Source organism: Actinokineospora enzanensis DSM 44649, assembly GCF_000374445.1.
GTDB lineage: Bacteria > Actinomycetota > Actinomycetes > Mycobacteriales > Pseudonocardiaceae > Actinokineospora > Actinokineospora enzanensis.
In genome coordinates this window covers 1-17,245 of the sequence record NZ_KB894464.1, presented here as the reverse complement: position 1 = coordinate 17,245, position 17,245 = coordinate 1, and the positions used below count along the sequence as shown (strand labels likewise).

General features: G+C 65.9%; 14 protein-coding genes. 11 read left to right on the top strand and 3 right to left on the bottom strand.

Annotation, left to right across the window (positions count from 1 at the left end; genetic code table 11):
- The 3 genes from C503_RS42265 to C503_RS42260 form a co-directional block, all read left to right on the top strand.
- Positions 1 to 267, top strand: a 267-nt coding sequence (locus C503_RS42265; RefSeq protein ID WP_033401444.1) for an integrase core domain-containing protein, incomplete at its 5' end; no start/stop codon positions are given.
- Positions 268 to 340: 73 nt separating this feature from the next.
- Entirely contained in the window at positions 341 to 1,225 is an 885-nt protein-coding gene (locus tag C503_RS46555) for a HEPN domain-containing protein (RefSeq protein ID WP_156893770.1), read from the top strand.
- An 80-nt stretch (positions 1,226 to 1,305) separates the two neighbouring features.
- Positions 1,306 to 2,982, top strand: a complete 1,677-nt coding sequence (locus tag C503_RS42260; RefSeq protein WP_018687109.1) for a hypothetical protein — start codon at positions 1,306 to 1,308, stop codon at positions 2,980 to 2,982.
- Here C503_RS42260 and C503_RS0136225 read toward each other — a convergent pair.
- Positions 2,975 to 3,295, bottom strand: coding sequence for a helix-turn-helix domain-containing protein (locus tag C503_RS0136225; protein WP_245572677.1), 321 nt, complete (start codon positions 3,293 to 3,295; stop codon positions 2,975 to 2,977). The genes C503_RS42260 and C503_RS0136225 overlap by 8 nt on opposite strands.
- 328 nt (positions 3,296 to 3,623) lie before the next feature.
- Between C503_RS0136225 and C503_RS0136220 the strand changes: the two genes are divergently transcribed.
- The 4 genes from C503_RS0136220 to C503_RS0136205 are packed head-to-tail and all read left to right on the top strand — an operon-like array spanning position 3,624 to position 9,686.
- Complete coding sequence (locus tag C503_RS0136220; RefSeq protein ID WP_245572676.1) at positions 3,624 to 4,334, top strand: TIR domain-containing protein; 711 nt, start codon at positions 3,624 to 3,626, stop codon at positions 4,332 to 4,334.
- Positions 4,331 to 5,980 carry a tyrosine-protein kinase family protein gene (locus tag C503_RS0136215; protein ID WP_026317057.1) on the top strand — a complete coding sequence of 550 codons (1,650 nt, stop codon included), beginning with the start codon at positions 4,331 to 4,333 and terminating at the stop codon, positions 5,978 to 5,980. The genes C503_RS0136220 and C503_RS0136215 overlap by 4 nt, the downstream gene beginning before the upstream one ends.
- Before the next feature lie 11 nt (positions 5,981 to 5,991).
- A complete protein-coding gene (locus C503_RS0136210) occupies positions 5,992 to 6,609 on the top strand; it encodes a hypothetical protein (RefSeq protein ID WP_018687106.1) in 618 nt (205 codons plus the stop codon).
- Positions 6,606 to 9,686: an ATP-binding protein gene (locus tag C503_RS0136205; RefSeq protein WP_018687105.1), complete on the top strand. Its 3,081-nt coding sequence runs from the start codon at positions 6,606 to 6,608 to the stop codon at positions 9,684 to 9,686. The genes C503_RS0136210 and C503_RS0136205 overlap by 4 nt, the downstream gene beginning before the upstream one ends.
- Positions 9,687 to 9,749: 63 nt before the next feature.
- On the opposite strand, the gene C503_RS0136200 is transcribed toward C503_RS0136205, so the two are convergent.
- Complete coding sequence (locus C503_RS0136200; protein ID WP_018687104.1) at positions 9,750 to 10,688, bottom strand: hypothetical protein; 939 nt, start codon at positions 10,686 to 10,688, stop codon at positions 9,750 to 9,752.
- A gap of 233 nt (positions 10,689 to 10,921) precedes the next feature.
- Here C503_RS0136200 and C503_RS46550 point away from each other — a divergent pair, with 233 nt between their 5' ends.
- Both C503_RS46550 and C503_RS0136190 read left to right on the top strand, forming a co-directional pair.
- Positions 10,922 to 11,089: a hypothetical protein gene (locus C503_RS46550; protein ID WP_018687103.1), complete on the top strand. Its 168-nt coding sequence runs from the start codon at positions 10,922 to 10,924 to the stop codon at positions 11,087 to 11,089.
- Between the two features lie 102 nt (positions 11,090 to 11,191).
- A complete protein-coding gene (locus C503_RS0136190) occupies positions 11,192 to 12,385 on the top strand; it encodes a helix-turn-helix domain-containing protein (RefSeq protein ID WP_018687102.1) in 1,194 nt (397 codons plus the stop codon).
- Positions 12,386 to 12,537: 152 nt separating this feature from the next.
- Here the strand turns inward: C503_RS0136190 and C503_RS0136185 are convergent, their stop codons facing one another.
- Positions 12,538 to 15,453: an AfsR/SARP family transcriptional regulator gene (locus C503_RS0136185; protein ID WP_018687101.1), complete on the bottom strand. Its 2,916-nt coding sequence runs from the start codon at positions 15,451 to 15,453 to the stop codon at positions 12,538 to 12,540.
- Positions 15,454 to 15,603: 150 nt separating this feature from the next.
- Here C503_RS0136185 and C503_RS0136180 point away from each other — a divergent pair, with 150 nt between their 5' ends.
- Together C503_RS0136180 and C503_RS46545 are read left to right on the top strand one after the other, a co-directional pair.
- Positions 15,604 to 16,173, top strand: a complete 570-nt coding sequence (locus C503_RS0136180; protein ID WP_018687100.1) for a vWA domain-containing protein — start codon at positions 15,604 to 15,606, stop codon at positions 16,171 to 16,173.
- Between the two features lie 76 nt (positions 16,174 to 16,249).
- Positions 16,250 to 17,113: a hypothetical protein gene (locus C503_RS46545; protein WP_018687099.1), complete on the top strand. Its 864-nt coding sequence runs from the start codon at positions 16,250 to 16,252 to the stop codon at positions 17,111 to 17,113.
- Positions 17,114 to 17,245: the final 132 nt, after the last annotated feature.

The window sequence follows — 17,245 nt, the reverse complement described above, 5'->3', positions numbered from 1 at the left end:
GCACGCTGTTCGGTCGGCACTACCGGTGATTCATACGACAACGCAATGGCCGCATCGGTGATCGGCCTGTACAAGACCGAACTCGTCCGCAAGAAGGGACCGTGGAAGACTGTCGACGAACTGGAAATCGCCACCCTGGAGTGGGTGGACTGGTACAATCACCGCCGACTCCATAGCGCGATCGGCAACATCCCGCCCGCCGAATACGAAACCCTCTACTACACCCAGAACAAATCTGCTACAGTCACCAAGACGTTAGTAACCTGATCTCCAAGCACCCCGGTGCGGTTCAGCGACCCTCGCTTCGGGCGGTACGTTTACCGTGTCACAGACTGCCGTGGTGAGAGGCCCGAACGTCCGCGGTGGTTCGATTGAGCGAGAAGTTTGGCTGAAAGTTGTTGGCCTTCAACCGAGCACTTGGCAGGAGATCGACCGCCAAATTGTGACTCCACTATCGACGCTAGTCACACTTTGTGTAGGCGAAGTCAACGAACTCAGTGCTATCGAACTGACTCTTGATGGTGAGAGTTGGGTTACCCTGGGGGCGAGCTACATTCGTCATGCAGAGGCACACACAGAGCGGCTTGACAAGCTCGCAAGCCTTTCTGATCTAAAATTTCGTGGGGTAGCCGCCTGGCTGGACAAGGTGGAACGGCTCGGACCTCTCCCACCCGTGGTGGCGCGATTCTCTGCGCGTCAAGCCACCATGAGACTTGAGACTGAGTTGCTTGAGATGACGACCGTCGCAGAAGGCCTCCATTCGCGCCTCTTTCCAGAGATTACTCGTCTAGAGGTCGCGGTCTGTGATGAGGTAAGGAAGCGAGTCCTCGCTGCGGTAGCAGACATGGACGCGCAGATTACTGACATCCTGCGGGGCATGTTGACACATCTTCACGAACCTGGATACCCGTACCGCCTGAAGGGGTTGGCGCAAATAGTCGCGAGTGCCGCTCCTGAAATTTGCGGAAGGGTTAATAGGTGGGCGAATGAGGTCTCTGAAGCAAGGAACAAGTACGCTCATCGCACGGCTGGCTTCCTGGACGAGGGCAGTATAGACAAATTGGCGACCGTTGTCGAATCTCTGAGGTGGTTGCTGCGATGCATTCTCTTGCTTGAAGCTGGTTTGGAGGCATCCGTGATGACGACACGCCTTCGTGACATTAGTGGGTATCGACTGTTTCTCGAACGTGCCGCCGATGGGTTGCCTACGGTGTACGGCAAGTAGTGATTCCCTGACTGCACGGGATTGATCGTGTCCTGTGAGATAATATGGAGGAAACGAATCGAGCAAGGTTGGAAGAAGGTATGAGCGTCAGCGACAACGAGATAGCACGAATGATGTTCGCGGATCTACGCGACCACGTCGACGGCCGCCTTGGTGCGGAAGAGTGGCTGACTTTGTATCGGTTCGATCCGATGGACGCGAAGACCTCGATGACCTATTTTTGCGCCCTGGCCCAGCCGGATTATCTGTCGCAGACGTTCGCCGATGCAGACTGGGATCTGCTGGTAGGAGACGGTGGCCCGGGCTACGAGAGCTACGGTAATGGGGATACTTTTCGCTTTATCAGGATAGGTGACAAACCTGTCGAGCCGTTCGTTCACTGTCGGAGCTTTCCCGGCGCTGCAGCCTCATACATCGAGCTATCTGAAGAGTTTCGGCTGTTCCACAATCTGTGCGTTGACTCCAGGTCGGGTCGCCACTTTCTCTTTGACGAGGCAGGCGATGAGATCGACGTGGCACGGGTATCTCCTGACCTCGTTCAAGTTCGCCTTCGGTATATCAAAGAGTACTTGGCGGCGCGCGACTTGTGTCTTCTGATCTTCTTTGAGTACACTCGCACGTCGGAGTCGTCGCCTCAGGAGCTTGGTGTTGAGGGCGAGGGCAGATGGACAGTCGTCACAGACGATTACATGTACAACCAATTCCTCCTGCCACCTTGGACGTATATTTCCGCCTATGCGTCGGCTAAGTCGATCGGCTGTCTGCGTGGCAAGAAGGTCGTGCGCGCGAGCGCTCCCAGGCCTGATCGCAAACCGTGGGATCGGGATCAACGCTATGAAGAGTTCATTATTGGCACAGACGAGGACGGGCATGAGAAGCTCTTTACCTGCGACGAGGAGAACCTCTCGAACTACTTCGGGAAGAATGCTGGCGCTCCGCATTTCTTGACGCCCGTCTTCTTTCGAAGGAACGTACTCGGCAAGTACTACAACGAGGCGCGCCGATACACGGTATCTGATAGTTATGTCTCGTGTGCTAGTTCGTGGGGACTGCGAATTGATAACAACCATCCCACGTATGTGACTGTCTTCCTTGGTGACCTTGGGAATCTCCCACACAAGGAACAGGTCTATTGGAAGAGCTTCAATGTCGTGCCCGATGGTAAGATCAGTGCTACATACTTTGGTCGAAGCATCCTGGGGCAGTGGCTAGAGCCCGAAGCCCCAGACCTTCTTTTCAAGTCCCGCTATGAACAGTTCGGCCAGAAATGGCACGATGAGTTCGGGTGGTATTTCTTCAAGCCGCTAAAGGCTGCTGACGCGCACTACTTCGACACTCTACATCTCCCCGAAGACGGCAATCAGGCCGAGTTTGATTCTCAGGTCATGGCGCTGGCCAAAGTTTTGATCGAGCGCATCAACGAAAAAGAGATTAAGAAGTATATTGAAGTTGAAGAGCGTGAAGCTGGGATTAGCAAACTGGAGAAGTATCTGGCGGTCAGAGATTTCCTTGCATCTGGGGAACGACTTCCCTTACTGCGCAATCTCCAGGATCTCAGAAGCGGGCCTGCGCACGTCAAGGGTGAGAAGTACGAGCGCGCACTCGTCTACTTCCGAGTCGAAGAACTTGGGTACAATAGTGCGTTCGGAGAAATCTTGACCGCAGCGATCGAGCTGTTGCGCAGCTTGTCGACTCACTTTGGCATCGATGACGAGAACCCTGAGGATTTGAGTGATCTTAAGGAGTCTCTCACCTGATGGCAGATGTTGGGGACCGCTTCACGCCGTGCTTCCGCAGCTTCTTCTTGATCGTCCCCACATGCACTCCGTACCGCTCGGCCAACGCCTTGGCTGTCGCTCCCTGTCGGTAGGCTTCGATCAGCTCCGTGACGTCCTGCTCTGTGAGGATCTGCCGCACGTGGTCAGGAGAGGCTGTCCTGCCCTCGATCGTGGTGACGGTCTCGTGTCCGTCCTGGTCCGCGTCGTTGATCCGGCGCAGGACGTCGACCAGGGGGCCCACGAGGTCAGGACGGTTCGAATAACGGCGGAGAAGCTCCACCAGATTGTTCACGCTGGTGAGACGGCCTGTCGGTACCTGATACCGGCGGGCCGTTCGGCATTTCGGCCGCTTGTTGACCGCAGTTTGATTGTTCGATCTGCCGCCGGTGTTGCGTGTTGTGCCTGGTCAGCGACGGAAACCTCTTCGCGGGTCGTCTCGGTGAACTCGCAGCCACCCGGTTGGTTGTCACGTTCCTCTCCGAAGAGGTTCGCTCGGCTGTTGGACCTCGACGAGCGCACCTACGAGTACGGAGCCCATCGCCATGCCGGTGTGGCTCGCGACCCGGGCCTCGGCCGGTGTTCGACGGTGATTGTCCAGTTTTTGGCCGATATCGCCGGGCTTGACCACTTTTGCGTCTTTTTCCGCCGCCGTACCACTCCCTACGATTTCGTCCGTGTCCGGCTACAAATACGATGTGTTCATAAGCTACAGCCGCAAGGGGAACGCGCAGAAGTGGTTGTTGAACCACTTCTACACCCGGCTGGTCGAGTGCCTGGCCGATCAGATGTCGCCCGCGCCGACGGTGTACATGGATCGGATGTCGATTCCCAAGGGTGCGCACTGGCCGAGTGATCTCCAACAGGCCCTGCTGCGCAGCAAGGTCATCGTCCCGCTGTTCGCCCCAGCCTACTTCGAGTCTCCATGGTGCATGGCGGAGTTCCGCAGTATGCAAGAGCGGAACAAGAGGCTCGGAATCGGTGGTGGACGGGTTCCGGAAGGACTGATCTACCCGATCCTGTTCGCCGACTCCGATGACTTCCCACCTGAGGCGTGGGAGTTCTCGTGGTGGAACTTCAAGGAAGTGTCCAATCCGGACATGGTGTTCCAGATCACGCGTCGCTACGCTCAGTTTCACGACAAGGTGGTCGAGTTCGCCACAGACCTGGCGCAGAGGTTGCGACGAGTGCCCGAGTGGCAACCGGACTGGCCGCTGGTGGTCAACCCCGACCCGGTACTCCGGCCGCCGCCACCCATCCCCAGGTTCGGTGAACCGGTGCGGCCTACCGACCCGGAGCAGCCTGGTGACCAGGGCCAAGTGGACGACCGATGACCGGCACCGTCATCACGTTCTACTCCTACAAAGGTGGCGTGGGGCGCAGTTCGACGCTGGCCAACGTGGCCGTGTTGTTGGCCCGTTGGGGTCGCAAGGTGCTGGTCGTCGACTGGGACCTTGAGGCACCGGGTCTGCACCACTACTTCCACTCCCTACTGCCCACTCTGCCCGAAGGTGGCGTGATAGACCTTGCCTACGACTTCCTCACGGGCGCGGAGTCCCCCAGGCAGCACATCGTCAGCGTGGACATCGGGGACGGCTCCCTTGACCTGCTGGCCGCGGGCGGGCTGGATCCCGACAATCCGCGTCGCACGCACCCGTCCTATCTGAGCCGGATGCAGCGGATCGATTGGGCGGACCTGTACGAGCGCGGCTTCGCGCCGTTCCTGGAGCGGTGCCGGGAGAAGTGGGCCGAGGACTACCACTTCGTGCTGATCGATAGCCGCACCGGCATCTCCGACACCGCAGGCATCTGCACCGCGCACCTGCCGGACCGACTGGTCGTCGTATTCACCGCCAACGACCAGAACCTCGCCGACGTGGTGGATGTCGCGGACCGCGCGAACACCGCCAGAGACAAGCTGCCTTACGACCGGCCCCAGCACATGGTCCTGCCGATCCTCTCGCGGTTCGACAGCAGGGTGGAGTACCAGCGCGCGGAGGAGTGGCACCACAGGTGTGCCGAGGTCGTCGCCCCGCTGTTCGCCAACTGGTTGGCCAAGAGCGTTCCCGAAGAACTGATGCTGCGCCACCTCACGCTGCCCTACATCTCGTACTGGAGCTTCGGGGAGCAGTTGCCGGTACGGGAGGAGCTGACGCCCACACCGGAGCAGATCGCGTACGCGCTGGAGACGGTGGCGGCGGTCATCTGCCAGCAGTTCGACCGCACCGACCTGCTGGTGGACAACCGGGACGCCTACGTCGCCGCGGCCAGGTCCCGCCGTCGCGAGTTCGAACTCGACCTGCTGGTGTCCAGTCCTCGCTCGGCACAGCGGGTGGCCACCGAGCTGATCACGGAGTTGCACGCTCTCGGCGTGCGGGTCGACCAGTCGCTGTCGGCGAACGTGGATTTCCTCGACAACGCGCGCGAGCCCGCCAAGCACCTGTGCCTGGTGGTCGACGGCGAGGTGAGCCGGTGGCAGATCACCGAGGCGGAGCGGTTCCTCCGCCACGCGCTTGACCCCGACGGGGACGAGCGACAGCTGTTCTGCGTGCTGACCCACGGCACCGATCGAGCGCAACTGCCGGGGTTCCTGCGCAACCTGAGGCCATTGGAGCTGGCACCGGCCACCCGGCCGGTGGATGTGGCGCGCGAGTTGCACGGCCTGATCGCCGGGGGACCAACGCCCGCGACCGACAACGACCAAGACGTGCTGCGCCAGGCCGCGGCCGCACTGCGCGCCGTCCCGGTCGAGATGCCCTACCCCGCGCAGTTCGCCTTGGTCGAACAGGTCCTGCAAGACATGGCGGCCGCGTTGGACAGCGGTGAGCTGTCCCTGTTGCGCGGGCTGTCCACCGGCCTGGAAGGGCTGAACAAGTTCCGCGTGAACGGCGGTGGGGCAACGGTTCCGCCAGACCTGCGGGCGGGGATCGCCGCGCTGCGCGAGCGGATCGACCGCCGTATCCGATCCTTCACCGAATGAGAGGTGGCACCATGTCGGAGAAATACCTGGCCATCGAGAAGGCCGCGTTGATAGCACTGATGATGGCGAACAGGGAGGTCAGCAACACGGAGTTGAAGACGCAGTATGGGGTGCCGCTGGACAAGCCCGGCCGCGAACGGTTGAACAAGGACGGGCTGCTGCGAAGCCGGACCGATCGCAAACCGTTCGTGCACGAGATCACCAAAGACGGCATCGCCTGGTGCGAGCGGGAATTGGTGCGCATCGAGCCTGCCGCGAAGTCAGGTCTGGCGCGAGTGGTGCTCGACTTCACCAGAGCGGTGCTCGATCAAGTGCTCGCCCAGGGGTCGATTTTCGGTTTCCTGCACCCCGGGGTCGCACACCCGGACGATCTGGAGTCGCTGATCGTGCGGGTCTACCGGGAGTTGTCGGTCAAGCCGCAGGACTGGGTGCGGTTGGCCAAGTTGCGGCCCGCGCTCAACGGGGCGGACAAGGCCGAGGTCGACGAGGTGTTGCTGGCGATGCTCCGCGCGGGCGGCCTGCACCTGGCGCCCGACTCAAACCGCAAGGCGCTCGTCGATGTCGACCACGCCGCCGCCATCCGGATCGGCGGCGAGGACAAGCACCTGATGGCGATCGAGGAATCATGAGTGAGGAATTGCGCGAGGCGCTGGCCGCGCTCCGCTTCAACTCCGTCGAGGCGCCGGACGACGTGTGGCGCACCTCGCCTTCGCACGTGGAGGACATCCACGTCAAAGTCCAGCACCGGATCCGGGCCAGTGTCCTCGACGCGAAGGCCAGCACCGGCCCCAGCCCGATCGGTGTGGTCCTGCAGGGGCAGAAGGGTGCAGGCAAGACACACCTCCTCGGTTCGGTGCGCAACATGGTCCAGGCCGTGGACGGGTACTTCTTCCTGGTCGAACTCACCACCGGACCTGCGTTCTGGGACGACGTCGCCAATGCCATGCGCGGCGAGCTGCACCGGGCGGGAGACGATGGTCAGACCCAGATCATCCGGTTCCTCCGGCAGTTGTGCGCGGCAGCCGATGTGCCGACCTCGGTGGCGGCTCCGGTGCTGGGCGAGGTACCGCTGACTCCCGACCACCTCCGGGACTTCATCGGCTGTTTGCGCAGGGTGGATACCCGAATCGCGGTCGAGTGCGGTGACACGATCCGGGCGCTGGTGCTCTACGCCTCCGAGCACGCGCATCTCGGCAAAACGTTCTTGGCGGGCGGCCACAGCACCGAACTCGCGGAGTGGGGAATCCACGCCACGGAGACGGCGCCGAGGCAGCTGGTGCGCGACATGTCGCGGGTGCTCGCGCTCACCGGTCCGTGCGTGGTGGCGATCGACCAGCTCGACACCCTGGTCAACATGGCGCAGGGAGCCACCGACGAGCGGGTGAGCGGTCCGGAGCTGAGCCTGCAACTCGCCCTGCTGGCCGACGGGATGATGCAGCTGCGCGAGACGACGCGACGCACCCTGTCCATCGTGGCTTGCCTGCCCAACACCTGGAAGATGCTGCACTCGGCCGCCAGTGACTCGTTCGGCGACCGGTTCACCGAGGCGCCGATCCTCGGTTCCATCGCCGATCCGCGGGTCGGCACGACGTTCGTGCAGCGGTGGTTGAGCGTTGTCTACCAGCGCATCGGGTTCACCCCACCGCACCCGACGTGGCCGGTGGCGCCCACCGCGTTCGGCGAGGACACGTGGACCAGCTACACCCCGAGGCAGCTGCTCATGCGTGTCCACGCGCACGCGGAGTCCTGCCTGCACGGCGAGATCCGGGAGTTGACGTCGTTCGACGAGCAGCGACCGGCGGTGCGCGAGCAGGTCGTCGTGCCCGAACTCGACTACTTCGACGAACTCGATGCCCGGTTCTCGCACCTGCGGGAGAAGGCCGACATCCGCGCGGCCGAACTCAAGCAGCACAACGAGGACGACGTGATGCCCAAGCTGCTGTACGCGGGCTTGGAGGCGTGGATCATCGAGGTCGGCAACGACGACCTGCGGTGGTCGGTCAAGGCGCTGCCCGGCGGCGACGAGGTCCACGCGACCCTGCACCGGACGATCGACGAGCAGTTGGACGTCAAGCAGCGCTGGTCGTTCCGGCTCATCGCCAGTGCGCACGGCAACCGGGTGCTCAAGCGCTTGCGCGCGGCCCGCGAGTCGGGGGGGATCCGGCCGGGCGTGGCCAACCGGCACCTGATCGTGATCGGGAACGGCAGGCAGGGGTGGACCGGCGCGGTGACCAGGAACGAGGTCGCCGCCGTCATCAGCGCGGGTGGCAGACGGGTCGAGATCACCGATGACGACCTGCGCACGTTCAGCGCCCTCAACGTGATGCTGGCCAAGCAGTCGCACCGGCTGTTGGCCTGGCTGGCGGCACGCAAGCCGGTCAGCACGACCACGTTCCTGCGGGAGATCCTGCCCGGTCTGGACAAGTCGGCCCTAGGCCACCAGGAGACCCGCCCGCCGCCCGCGGCGGAACCGTTGTCGCCCGACGAGGTCGCGCTCGACCTGGGTGGTGAGATCCGCGTCCGGCTGGAATCGCTGCGCAAGCACGTGATGATCATCGCGGGAAGCGGGAGCGGGAAGACCGTGTTGCTGCGCCGGATCGTCGAGGAGTGCGCGCTGCGCGGGGTGTCGGCGATCGTGCTCGACCCCAACAACGACCTCGCTCGGCTCGGTGACGCCTGGCCCGACCCACCCGAGGGGTGGCGACCCGAGGACGCCCGGACGGCCGAGGAATACCTCGCGGGCACCGAGGTCGTGGTCTGGACGCCAGGCAGGCAAGGTGGTCGACCGCTCAGCTTCCACCCGCTGCCGGACCTCACGGAGGTCGGCGCGGACTCCGACGAGTTCACCGCGGCGTTGGAGGCCGCGGTGGCGCGGCTGGCACCACACGCCAAAGTGGACGGTAAGACCAAGTCAGCCGCACGCGGGAAGGCGGTATTGCGCGAGGTGTTGCGGCACTACGCGCGCACGGGCAAGCGCGACCTGGCCGAGCTCGTCGAACTGCTCGCCGAGCTGCCGGAGGGTGTCAGCAGGCTCAAGACCGGCGTCGCCACCGCGGCGGACGTGGCGGAGACACTGCGGGCCGCGATGGTCAACGACCCCCTGCTGGGTGGCTCGGGCGAACCGACTGACCCGGGAATGCTGTTGACCCCGGGCCCGGGGTACCGGGCGCGCGTGTCGGTGATCAGCTTCGTCGGGTTGCCCGCGGAGGAGCAGCGGCAGGGGTTCGTCAGCCAGCTGCAGCTGGAGGTCTTCGCCTGGCTCAAGCACAACCCGGCGGTGGACCGACCACTCGGCGGCCTCCTGGTGATGGACGAGGCGCAGATGATCGCCCCCTCGGGTGGGACCACCGCGAGCACGGAGAGCACGATTCTCCTGGCTTCCCAGGCCCGCAAGTACGGGCTTGGGCTGGTGTTGGCCACGCAAGCACCCAAAGGCGTGCACAACCAGGTCACCGGCAACGCCACGACCCAGTTCTTCGGCAGGCTCAACAACGCGACGCAGATCGCCGCGGCCAATGAGGTCGCCAGGGCCAAGGGAAGTGCGGTGGCCGACATCGCCAAGCTGGACAGGGGTGAGTTCTACGTCACCGGGGATGGCATCGGGTTCCGCCGCATGCGGGCACCCCTGTGCCTGAGCCACCACCCACCCAGCCCGCTGCGGTTGGAAGAGGTGCTCGACCGGGCGCGCGACAGTTGTCCGGAATAGACGCGAGAACGGGCGTGCTCCCCGCCTTGGTGAGGCGGGGAGCACGCCCGTTCTCGCGTTCGGTCAGCGCACGGTGGTGGTGATCACCTCGATGAGCCGCTCCCAGAGCGCGGTGAACAGTTCCTCCTTGGGCAGGGTGCGGGTGGTGGAACCACCACCGAGCAGCGAGAGGTCGCGCAGTTCGAGGAGGGCACCCGCCTCCGCGTCGTACACAGGTCGGGCCCAGCCGTTGCTGCACGCGCTCCCCGCGTCGTGCCTGCCCAGCACGAAGTTCACCGTCTCGTCACCGCCGATGCCGCCACGCTGGATGTCGAGGGCGAACACGGGGTCACCCGCCTGCTCCACCCGCACGGCGATTCGCGCGTCGCCTGCGTGCACGGTGCCGGTGAATCGGTGCCGGTCGAGGCCGGGCAGCGCGGCGGCGAACTGGGCACCCAGGTAGCGCAGCGTCGCGTCCTGTTCGGCGTACCGGCTGAAGGTCACCGGGGTGCCTGCGGAATTGGCGTGCTTCTTGACCCGACCCAGTAGGTCGACCAGCCGTGTCCGGTCCAGGTTGGCCGCTTCCGCCGCCTCGACCCTGGTGGCCAGGACGTCGACGCACCGGTCAGCGTGGTGCTCGTCGGCGCGCAGGTAGGTCACGTGCGGGTGCAGCAGCTCAGCGGGCACGGCGACGTCGCCGACGAAGATCGGCAGCACGTATTCGTCGCCCGCCTTGACCGCTCGCAGTGTGGCCTCGGTGAACTCCTCGACCGCCGACACGAGCGGCACGAAGTACCGGACCCGTGCGTCGGGCAGATCCGTGCTCGCCCACCAGTCGTGGGTGTAGTCCGGCCTGTGCAGCACGGTCAGCCCGCGCTGTTCGCACGCCTCGACCAATGCCGCAGCCGCGCCCTGCCGCCCGTCGGCGAAGGAGATCGCGACGTCGAAGGCGCTGCTGTCCGCGTTCGGGTCCTCGACGGCGCTGATCCGGTCGGCCCTGTCGTGTGTGGCCAGGTCTGTCACTCGATCTCCTCGGGTTCTCCCGCCATGGCGGGTTTGACGGTGTACCGGGGCAGCATCGGGGTGACGTGTGGACCGGAGGTGGATGAACTGTGGATACCGGGCAGTGACCGGTGCCCACCGCGCCGGGAAACGGGAAACACCTTGTTGGCCGTTCGGGCAGGCTGAATCCTTGAGGTGGTCAGCGGGAACATCCCGATCGCCTCAATCACGCACAATTGACTGAAGGATTCGCCATGTCCAAAACCGTGTCCACTTTCCTCGCCGCGCTGTGCTTGGTCCCGGCAACGCTGTGCCTTGCCGTCGGCGGCGGTTCGGCCACCTTCGCCGACGACGAGTCGAAGGTTTCACCGCCCACCACGACGACCATGGTCACCACCGAGGGCAACCCCTGGCACGGCTGATGGCCTGGGCTCGATTGCCTGCCGGACCACCTGGGTCTGCAGGCAATTGCGTCCGCCAAGTCGCGATGGTGTACTCGGGGTGGCTGAAAGTGGGGAGGAACGGTGACCGAATCATTCGCGGAGCGGCTTCGAGAATACCGCACCGCGGCCGGGGTGTCGCTCTCGCAACTGGCGAAGCGGGTCAATTACAGCAAAGGCTACCTCAGTAAGATCGAAAATGGCCGGAAACCGCCGAACACGACGCTGGCCCGGCTCTGCGATGCCGCGCTCGACGCGGACGGCAAGCTCATCGAGGCCGGGGCGACTGGACCACGTGACGTCGCGACGACGCTCGACCGCAGGCAGGTACTGGCCGCGGGCACCGTGCTCGGCCTCGCGCTGGTGGGTGGGCCGCGGCCCGCGGTGGACGACCAGGTCATCGACGGGATGCGCGTTTCCTTCGAGCACCTGCGTGCGCTTGGCCAGCAGGCCAGCCCAGCCATGGTGCTGCAGCCGCTGATCGCCAACGTGCGCACCGTGCACGCGTTGGCCCGGGAGAACGCCGGGCCTGCCAGGACGCGCCTGCTACTCCTCGCGGGCCGGATCGCCGAGTACACCGGGTGGATGAGTCAGGAGGCGGGAGACGAGCGGAATGCGCTGTGGTGGACCCGGCACGCCGCCGAGCTGGCCCGCGTAGGCGGCGACGACGAGATCGGCAGCTACGCCTTGGTCCGCGAGGCCGGGCTGGCGCTCTACCGACAAGACCCGGTTCGCACCATCGAACTGGCCAGGCAGGCCCGAGAGGTCGGCAGACCGAGCCGACGTACCCTGGCCATGGCTTCCCGGCGCGAGGCCCAAGGGCACGCGCTGGCCGGTGACCGAGACGCCTACCTGCGGGCGTTGGACCGCGCGGTGGAGCTGATGGCCACCGCCGAGTCGGACACCCGGGCGTACCCGCTCCTCGGTACGACGGCGGCGGAACCCGTGGAGTTGGCCAGGGGCTGGTCACTGTGCGATCTCGGCAGGGCAGGGGAATCGGCAGCGGTGCTGGACGCGGCGGTCGCCGTCCTCCCCGCCACGTCCCGTCGTTCCCGCGCCCGCTTCGGAGTCCGCAGCTCGCTGGCGCATGCCCTGTCCGGCGAGATCGACCAGAGCTGCCGCACCCTGGCCGAAACCCTCGACGACGCTGCCCACGTGGACTCCGCCACGATCCGACTGGACCTGCGTGACCTGGCCAGGACCTTGGCCCGCTGGCGTAACCACGGGGCGGTCCGCGAGATCTACCCGGACCTGGGCAAGGTGCTGCACCAGCACTGACGACCTCGACGCGGGAGACACCGGACCCGCCGGGCTGACGACAAGCAGCCTGGTGGATCCGGTGCCCGTCGTCCGTCGGCTGATTTCCCGGACCGCTCCGATAGCCGAACTCAGGCGACCCTCGGGTGCCGCTCCGCTGTCGGGCATGTCGATCAATCCGGCTGGTGGCAGGCGCAGTCGAAGACGGACCGCGCCGCACGGATCTCCGCCTCCTCCGGTTGGCCGAGGTCGGCAAAGGCGGTTTCGGCGTGCCGCCAGTGGATCACGGCGTCCGCGTGCTTCCCGCTCAGGTGCAGGGTCCGGGCGAGGCCATGATGGGCGTGGGCCTGGTGGCCGCGGTTGCCATCGGAGTCGGCGAGGTCGAGGGCGGCGGCGAAGTTGCGGCGCGCCTCCACGAGGTTCCCCATGGCCAGGGCGGTCTCGCCGCGATCGTGGTGCAGGCGGGTGCGCAGGTCGGCATCGGACAGGTCGGCCGCGACGGCTTGGGCGAGCGAGTGGTGGTGTGCGGCCTCGGTCAGGTTGCCTTGTGCCCGGTGCACATTCCCGATGTAGTTCAAGGCGTAGGCCGCGGTGCAGCGGTCGCCCCTCTCCTCCGCGTGTTCGTAGGCCTCCACATGGTTGTCCAACGCCTCGCTCGGGAACCCGAGTCGCAGTTGGACCGTGCCGAGGTTGTTCAGCGCGTGCGCCAGTCCCTGCACATGACCGACTTCGCGTAGGAGCGGCACCGCGGCCTCGTGCCTGCGCAACGCCAAACGCAAATCGCCGCTGAGCTCATCGATGTGGCCGAGCATGCTCAACGCGTGCGCCTGGCCACGCGGGTCCGCGCACTGTTCGTACTTCTTCAGCGCCGTCTCGAACTGTCCCGTCGCGGCTTCCTGCTCGCCGAGCTCCATGGTCGGGATGGCCAGCGCGCACAACGTGGCGGCCTGACCGCGCACGTCGCCGAGGCGCTCCCAGGCCACCAGTGCTTCCTGGGCCAGGCCCCGGGCCTCCGCGATCTGCCCGAGCCGGTCGTGCGCGGTGGCCAGCCGCAGCAGTACGTGCGCCTTGCCGTAGTCGTCCGGGCGGTCCGACACGATTTCCCTGGCCAGGCGCAACGTGTTGACCCAGTCCTCGAACTGGTTGCTGGTGTGGAAATAGCGCCACAGGAGTACGGCCAGCCGCCAGGCGTGTCCGGGCAACCCGTTGGCCGCCGCGTGGGCGATGGCGGCCACCAGGTTGTCACGTTCGGCGACGAGCCACGCGAGGGCGAGACCCGCGTCCACGAACGAGAGCGCCTGCGGGCTGCGGCGGTCCGTCGTGGGTTGGAGGTCGCGGTCGAACGGATACGCCGTGCCCACCGCCGAGGTCAGCGTGACCAGGTAGTAGTCGTGCAGGCGCACCAGGGCATCCCGTGGCTCGGTCGGTGCGATCGGCGACGGTTCGGCGGCGGCGAACTCCTTGAGCGGGTCGAGCATCTGGTATCGCTCCGGCGCGACCTCCTCCACCAGGCACACCTCGTGCAGGTGGTCGAGCGCGGCGCGGGCGGCCCTCGGGGCGCAGTCGGCCATGACGGCGGCTCCCACCACGTCGAGATGTGGCCCCGGCAGGTGACCGAACAGGCGGAACATTCGCTGCCGGGTGCTGTCGAGCTGCTGGTAGGACATCCGCACCGCGGCCGCGAGGTCATCGCCGTCGGTGCGCCACGGACCGCTTTCCGCCAGCAGGCCCAACAGGTGCTCCAACGGCCAGGTCGTGTGCCTGCGCAGCTGCGCGGCCACCACCAGGATCGCCATCGGCAGATACCCGCACCGCTTGACCACGGTGGCGAGCTCGGCCGACCTGCCACGCACCCGCAGCGGGTCGACCATGCGTCGGAACAGCTCGACCGCCTCGTCTGGCGGCAGCGGCGCGAGCCGGATGTGCTCTCCCGTGTCCGGTTCCCCCATCCGCCTGCTGGTCACGATGACGAAACAGCCAGGAGCCTGGGGCAGCAACGCGCGGACGTGCTCGGCGGACTCGGCGTTGTCCAGGACGACGAGCCGCTTGGAGTCATGCAGCAGCGCCTGGTACAGCGCGCATTTCCGACCGAGGGTGGCCGGTACCCGCTCGGCGGGCAGGCCCATCTCCACCAGCAGTTGGGAGAGCGCGTCCTCGGTGGTCATGGTCCGCACGTTGGGGGCGTGGCCGTTGAGGCGTACCAGCAACTGCCCGTCGGGGAATCGGTCCCGCATCCGGTGCGCGACCTCCACGGCGAGACCGCTCTTGCCGACGCCGGGCGCGCCACTGACCCATACCACGCCCCGGCCCATGGCCGCGGCGGCCTCGATCTCCGCGAGCTCCTCCTTGCGGCCGGTGAAGCCGCCGGGGCGTGATGGCAGAGAGCTGACCGGCTCGCCGCGCTCGGCCAGCGCGACGAGGGTGCGCAGCACCGGGTTGAGATCCTCGCCGACGGCGGCCTCGGTCTCGGCGAACACCGACCGGGCACCGCGGTGGTCGCCACCCGCGATAAGCGCGCGCATCAACAGGGCGGCGTGCCGCACCTGCGTCGGGTCCATCCGGGTCGTGCCCCGCAACCGGTCCCGGGCCGACCGGTGGTCACCGGTGTCGAGCTCCAGTTCGGCCAGGTCCCCCACGGCGTCGAAGTACGCCTGGTCCGAGAACACGACGTCGGATCCGCCCACCCGGTCGATGTCGATGTCCTCCAGGAACCGACCACGCCGCAGGGCCACCGCGGCGCGCAGGAGCTCGATCTCCCGTGCACGGTCGCCCGCACCGCGCGCCGCCTCGCACAGCCGCTGGAAGTGCGTCACGTCCACCTGCTTATCGGCGACTCGCAGAACGTAGCCGGTGGGCGTCTTCTCGATGGCTACGTCGTCGGCGTCGCGGAAGGCGGTACGCAGCCTGCTGATGTACTGGCGTACCTGTGACACGTACTTTGGGCGACCGGGCCAGATGACCTCGGCCAGCCGTTCGGGGGAGAGTGGTCGGTTCGCGTGCAGCAGCAACACGACCAGGAAGTACCGCTGCTGCTGGTCACCAAGCGAGACAGGTTCGCCGTCGTGCCACGCCTCCAGCGGTCCCAGCATCCGAAAGTCCACTCCGCCTCCCCGCGTGCGAGCTTGACCTCTCCGGGGACATCGCGCAATCGGCCGCCCGGGTATCGGCTCGTCCACATTTCGTCCACTTTCGGTCGACGCGGGCCGGAGAGGATCGGGGAACCGAGACGAGGAGGACGGATGCGTACCGAGATCTTGCCGTGCTATGTGGTCTGTGACGTATCGTCGTCGACGACCGATCACCTCGACGAGTTGAACGCGGGTCTGCGCGAGTTCCGCGACTCGGGGACCGACACCGACGTGCTGGTCCGGGTCTGTATCGTCAGCTTCGCCGGTGCGCCACGGTTGTTGCACCCATTGCGCCCCCTCGCGGAACTGCCGGAGGTGGCCGCACCGCAGCCGAAGGTCGGCTCCAACTTCGGACCTGTTTTCGCATTCCTGCGCGACACCATCGACCGGGACATGCGGGTGATCGAGGCAGGCCGCTCTCCGGTGCGCCGTCCGGTCGTGTTCTTCGCCTCCGACGGGAGACCGACCGACCCCACAACATGGCACACCGCGTACGACGCGCTGGTGGACCCCGGGTGGCAGGCCAGTCCGAGTGTGGTCGCGTTCGGCATCGGGGCGGCCGACCATCTCGTCCTGTGTCGGATCGGGACGTCCGGCGTGTTCCTCGGTCGTGACGGCGTCCGGATGGGCACCGCCCTGCGGGTGTCCATGACCTCCTCGGCCTCGCCGCGGCACGGCTGAGCCATCCACGATCTGTCCACTTCCGGTCCACACCGCCGCTGCAGGCTGCCCACGACGGTCCACGAGGGAGGGAACCATGACCGGACACGTGAGCCTGGTCCGCGAGCTCAAGTCGCTGCGCAAGGGCCGCGGCGTGCTGGCCAGCCGCATCGAGGACCGCGTCGGCCCCGCCCTGCGCGCCGTCTGCGCGATCGACACCGGCGATAGCAGGCCGGTGATCCGGCGCAAGGTGACCAGCACGCTCACCGAGTTGGCCGATCGTCTCCCCGAGGACCTGGCGGTGGCCGCCGTCGCCGCGTTCGCCCTCGGCCAGGAGGTTCGGCAACCGCTCTACCAGGATCGCGTCCAGTGGGCCGCCAACGAGGAGGACTGCGACACCCGCACCATTCGCCGGCGCGTCGACGAGGCGATCGGCCACATGGCGGAGATGGTCGACGAGGCATCGGCCACCGCCCCGCCGCCGGGCTGGCACACCGCCGAGTCGCGGATCGCCCTGTCCCTGGACGAACCCCGACCGGAACTGCTGGAGCAACACCGTGTCATCGCCACCAGTGATGGTCTGAGTGAACTGGACATAGCGACCACGCAACCCACTACCAGCCTCCGAGTCCTCTACGGCGGAACACTCACCCCGGACGGTCGGCTTGTCCTCCCCGCCCTGTTGTCCCGGCGTGAAGTCCACTCCTTCGCTGTCCACGCGCAACTCTCGGAGCCCCCGCCGCGCATGATCTTCATCCCCGTCCGACCCTGCACCGTCCTGGATCTGTGCGTGCGTTTCGCCAAGAACAACGCGCCATCGGAAGTACGCGCCGTCCGAGGTCTCAGCCAAGGTGAGTTCGTCGAAACCACACACCACCAGGTCGACAGCGCGGGCGAAATCCACCTCCGGTTCCACTCGCTGAACCCTGGCATGCCTTATGGCGTCCAGTGGGCAACCTAGTGGTGCGACCCAGAACGCGTGTATCGGCGTGGCTGGCGGTGCCGCCGGGACGGCCTCGTACTGGATGTACTTGGTCGTTTCCGGCGGTGCCGTCAGGCACGTCGTGGGCGGGTCGAGACATGGTCGACGTTC

Bases quoted from the DNA above. Each gene is read 5' to 3' on its own strand.
- C503_RS42260 (WP_018687109.1), top strand. From the start codon at position 1,306: ATGAGCGTCAGCGACAACGAGATAGCACGAATGATGTTCGCGGATCTA.
- C503_RS0136215 (WP_026317057.1), top strand. From the start codon at position 4,331: ATGACCGGCACCGTCATCACGTTCTACTCCTACAAAGGTGGCGTGGGG.
- C503_RS0136210 (WP_018687106.1), top strand. From the start codon at position 5,992: ATGTCGGAGAAATACCTGGCCATCGAGAAGGCCGCGTTGATAGCACTG.
- C503_RS0136205 (WP_018687105.1), top strand. From the start codon at position 6,606: ATGAGTGAGGAATTGCGCGAGGCGCTGGCCGCGCTCCGCTTCAACTCC.
- C503_RS46550 (WP_018687103.1), top strand. From the start codon at position 10,922: ATGTCCAAAACCGTGTCCACTTTCCTCGCCGCGCTGTGCTTGGTCCCG.
- C503_RS0136185 (WP_018687101.1), bottom strand. From the start codon at position 15,453: ATGCTGGGACCGCTGGAGGCGTGGCACGACGGCGAACCTGTCTCGCTT.
- C503_RS0136180 (WP_018687100.1), top strand. From the start codon at position 15,604: ATGCGTACCGAGATCTTGCCGTGCTATGTGGTCTGTGACGTATCGTCG.
- C503_RS46545 (WP_018687099.1), top strand. From the start codon at position 16,250: ATGACCGGACACGTGAGCCTGGTCCGCGAGCTCAAGTCGCTGCGCAAG.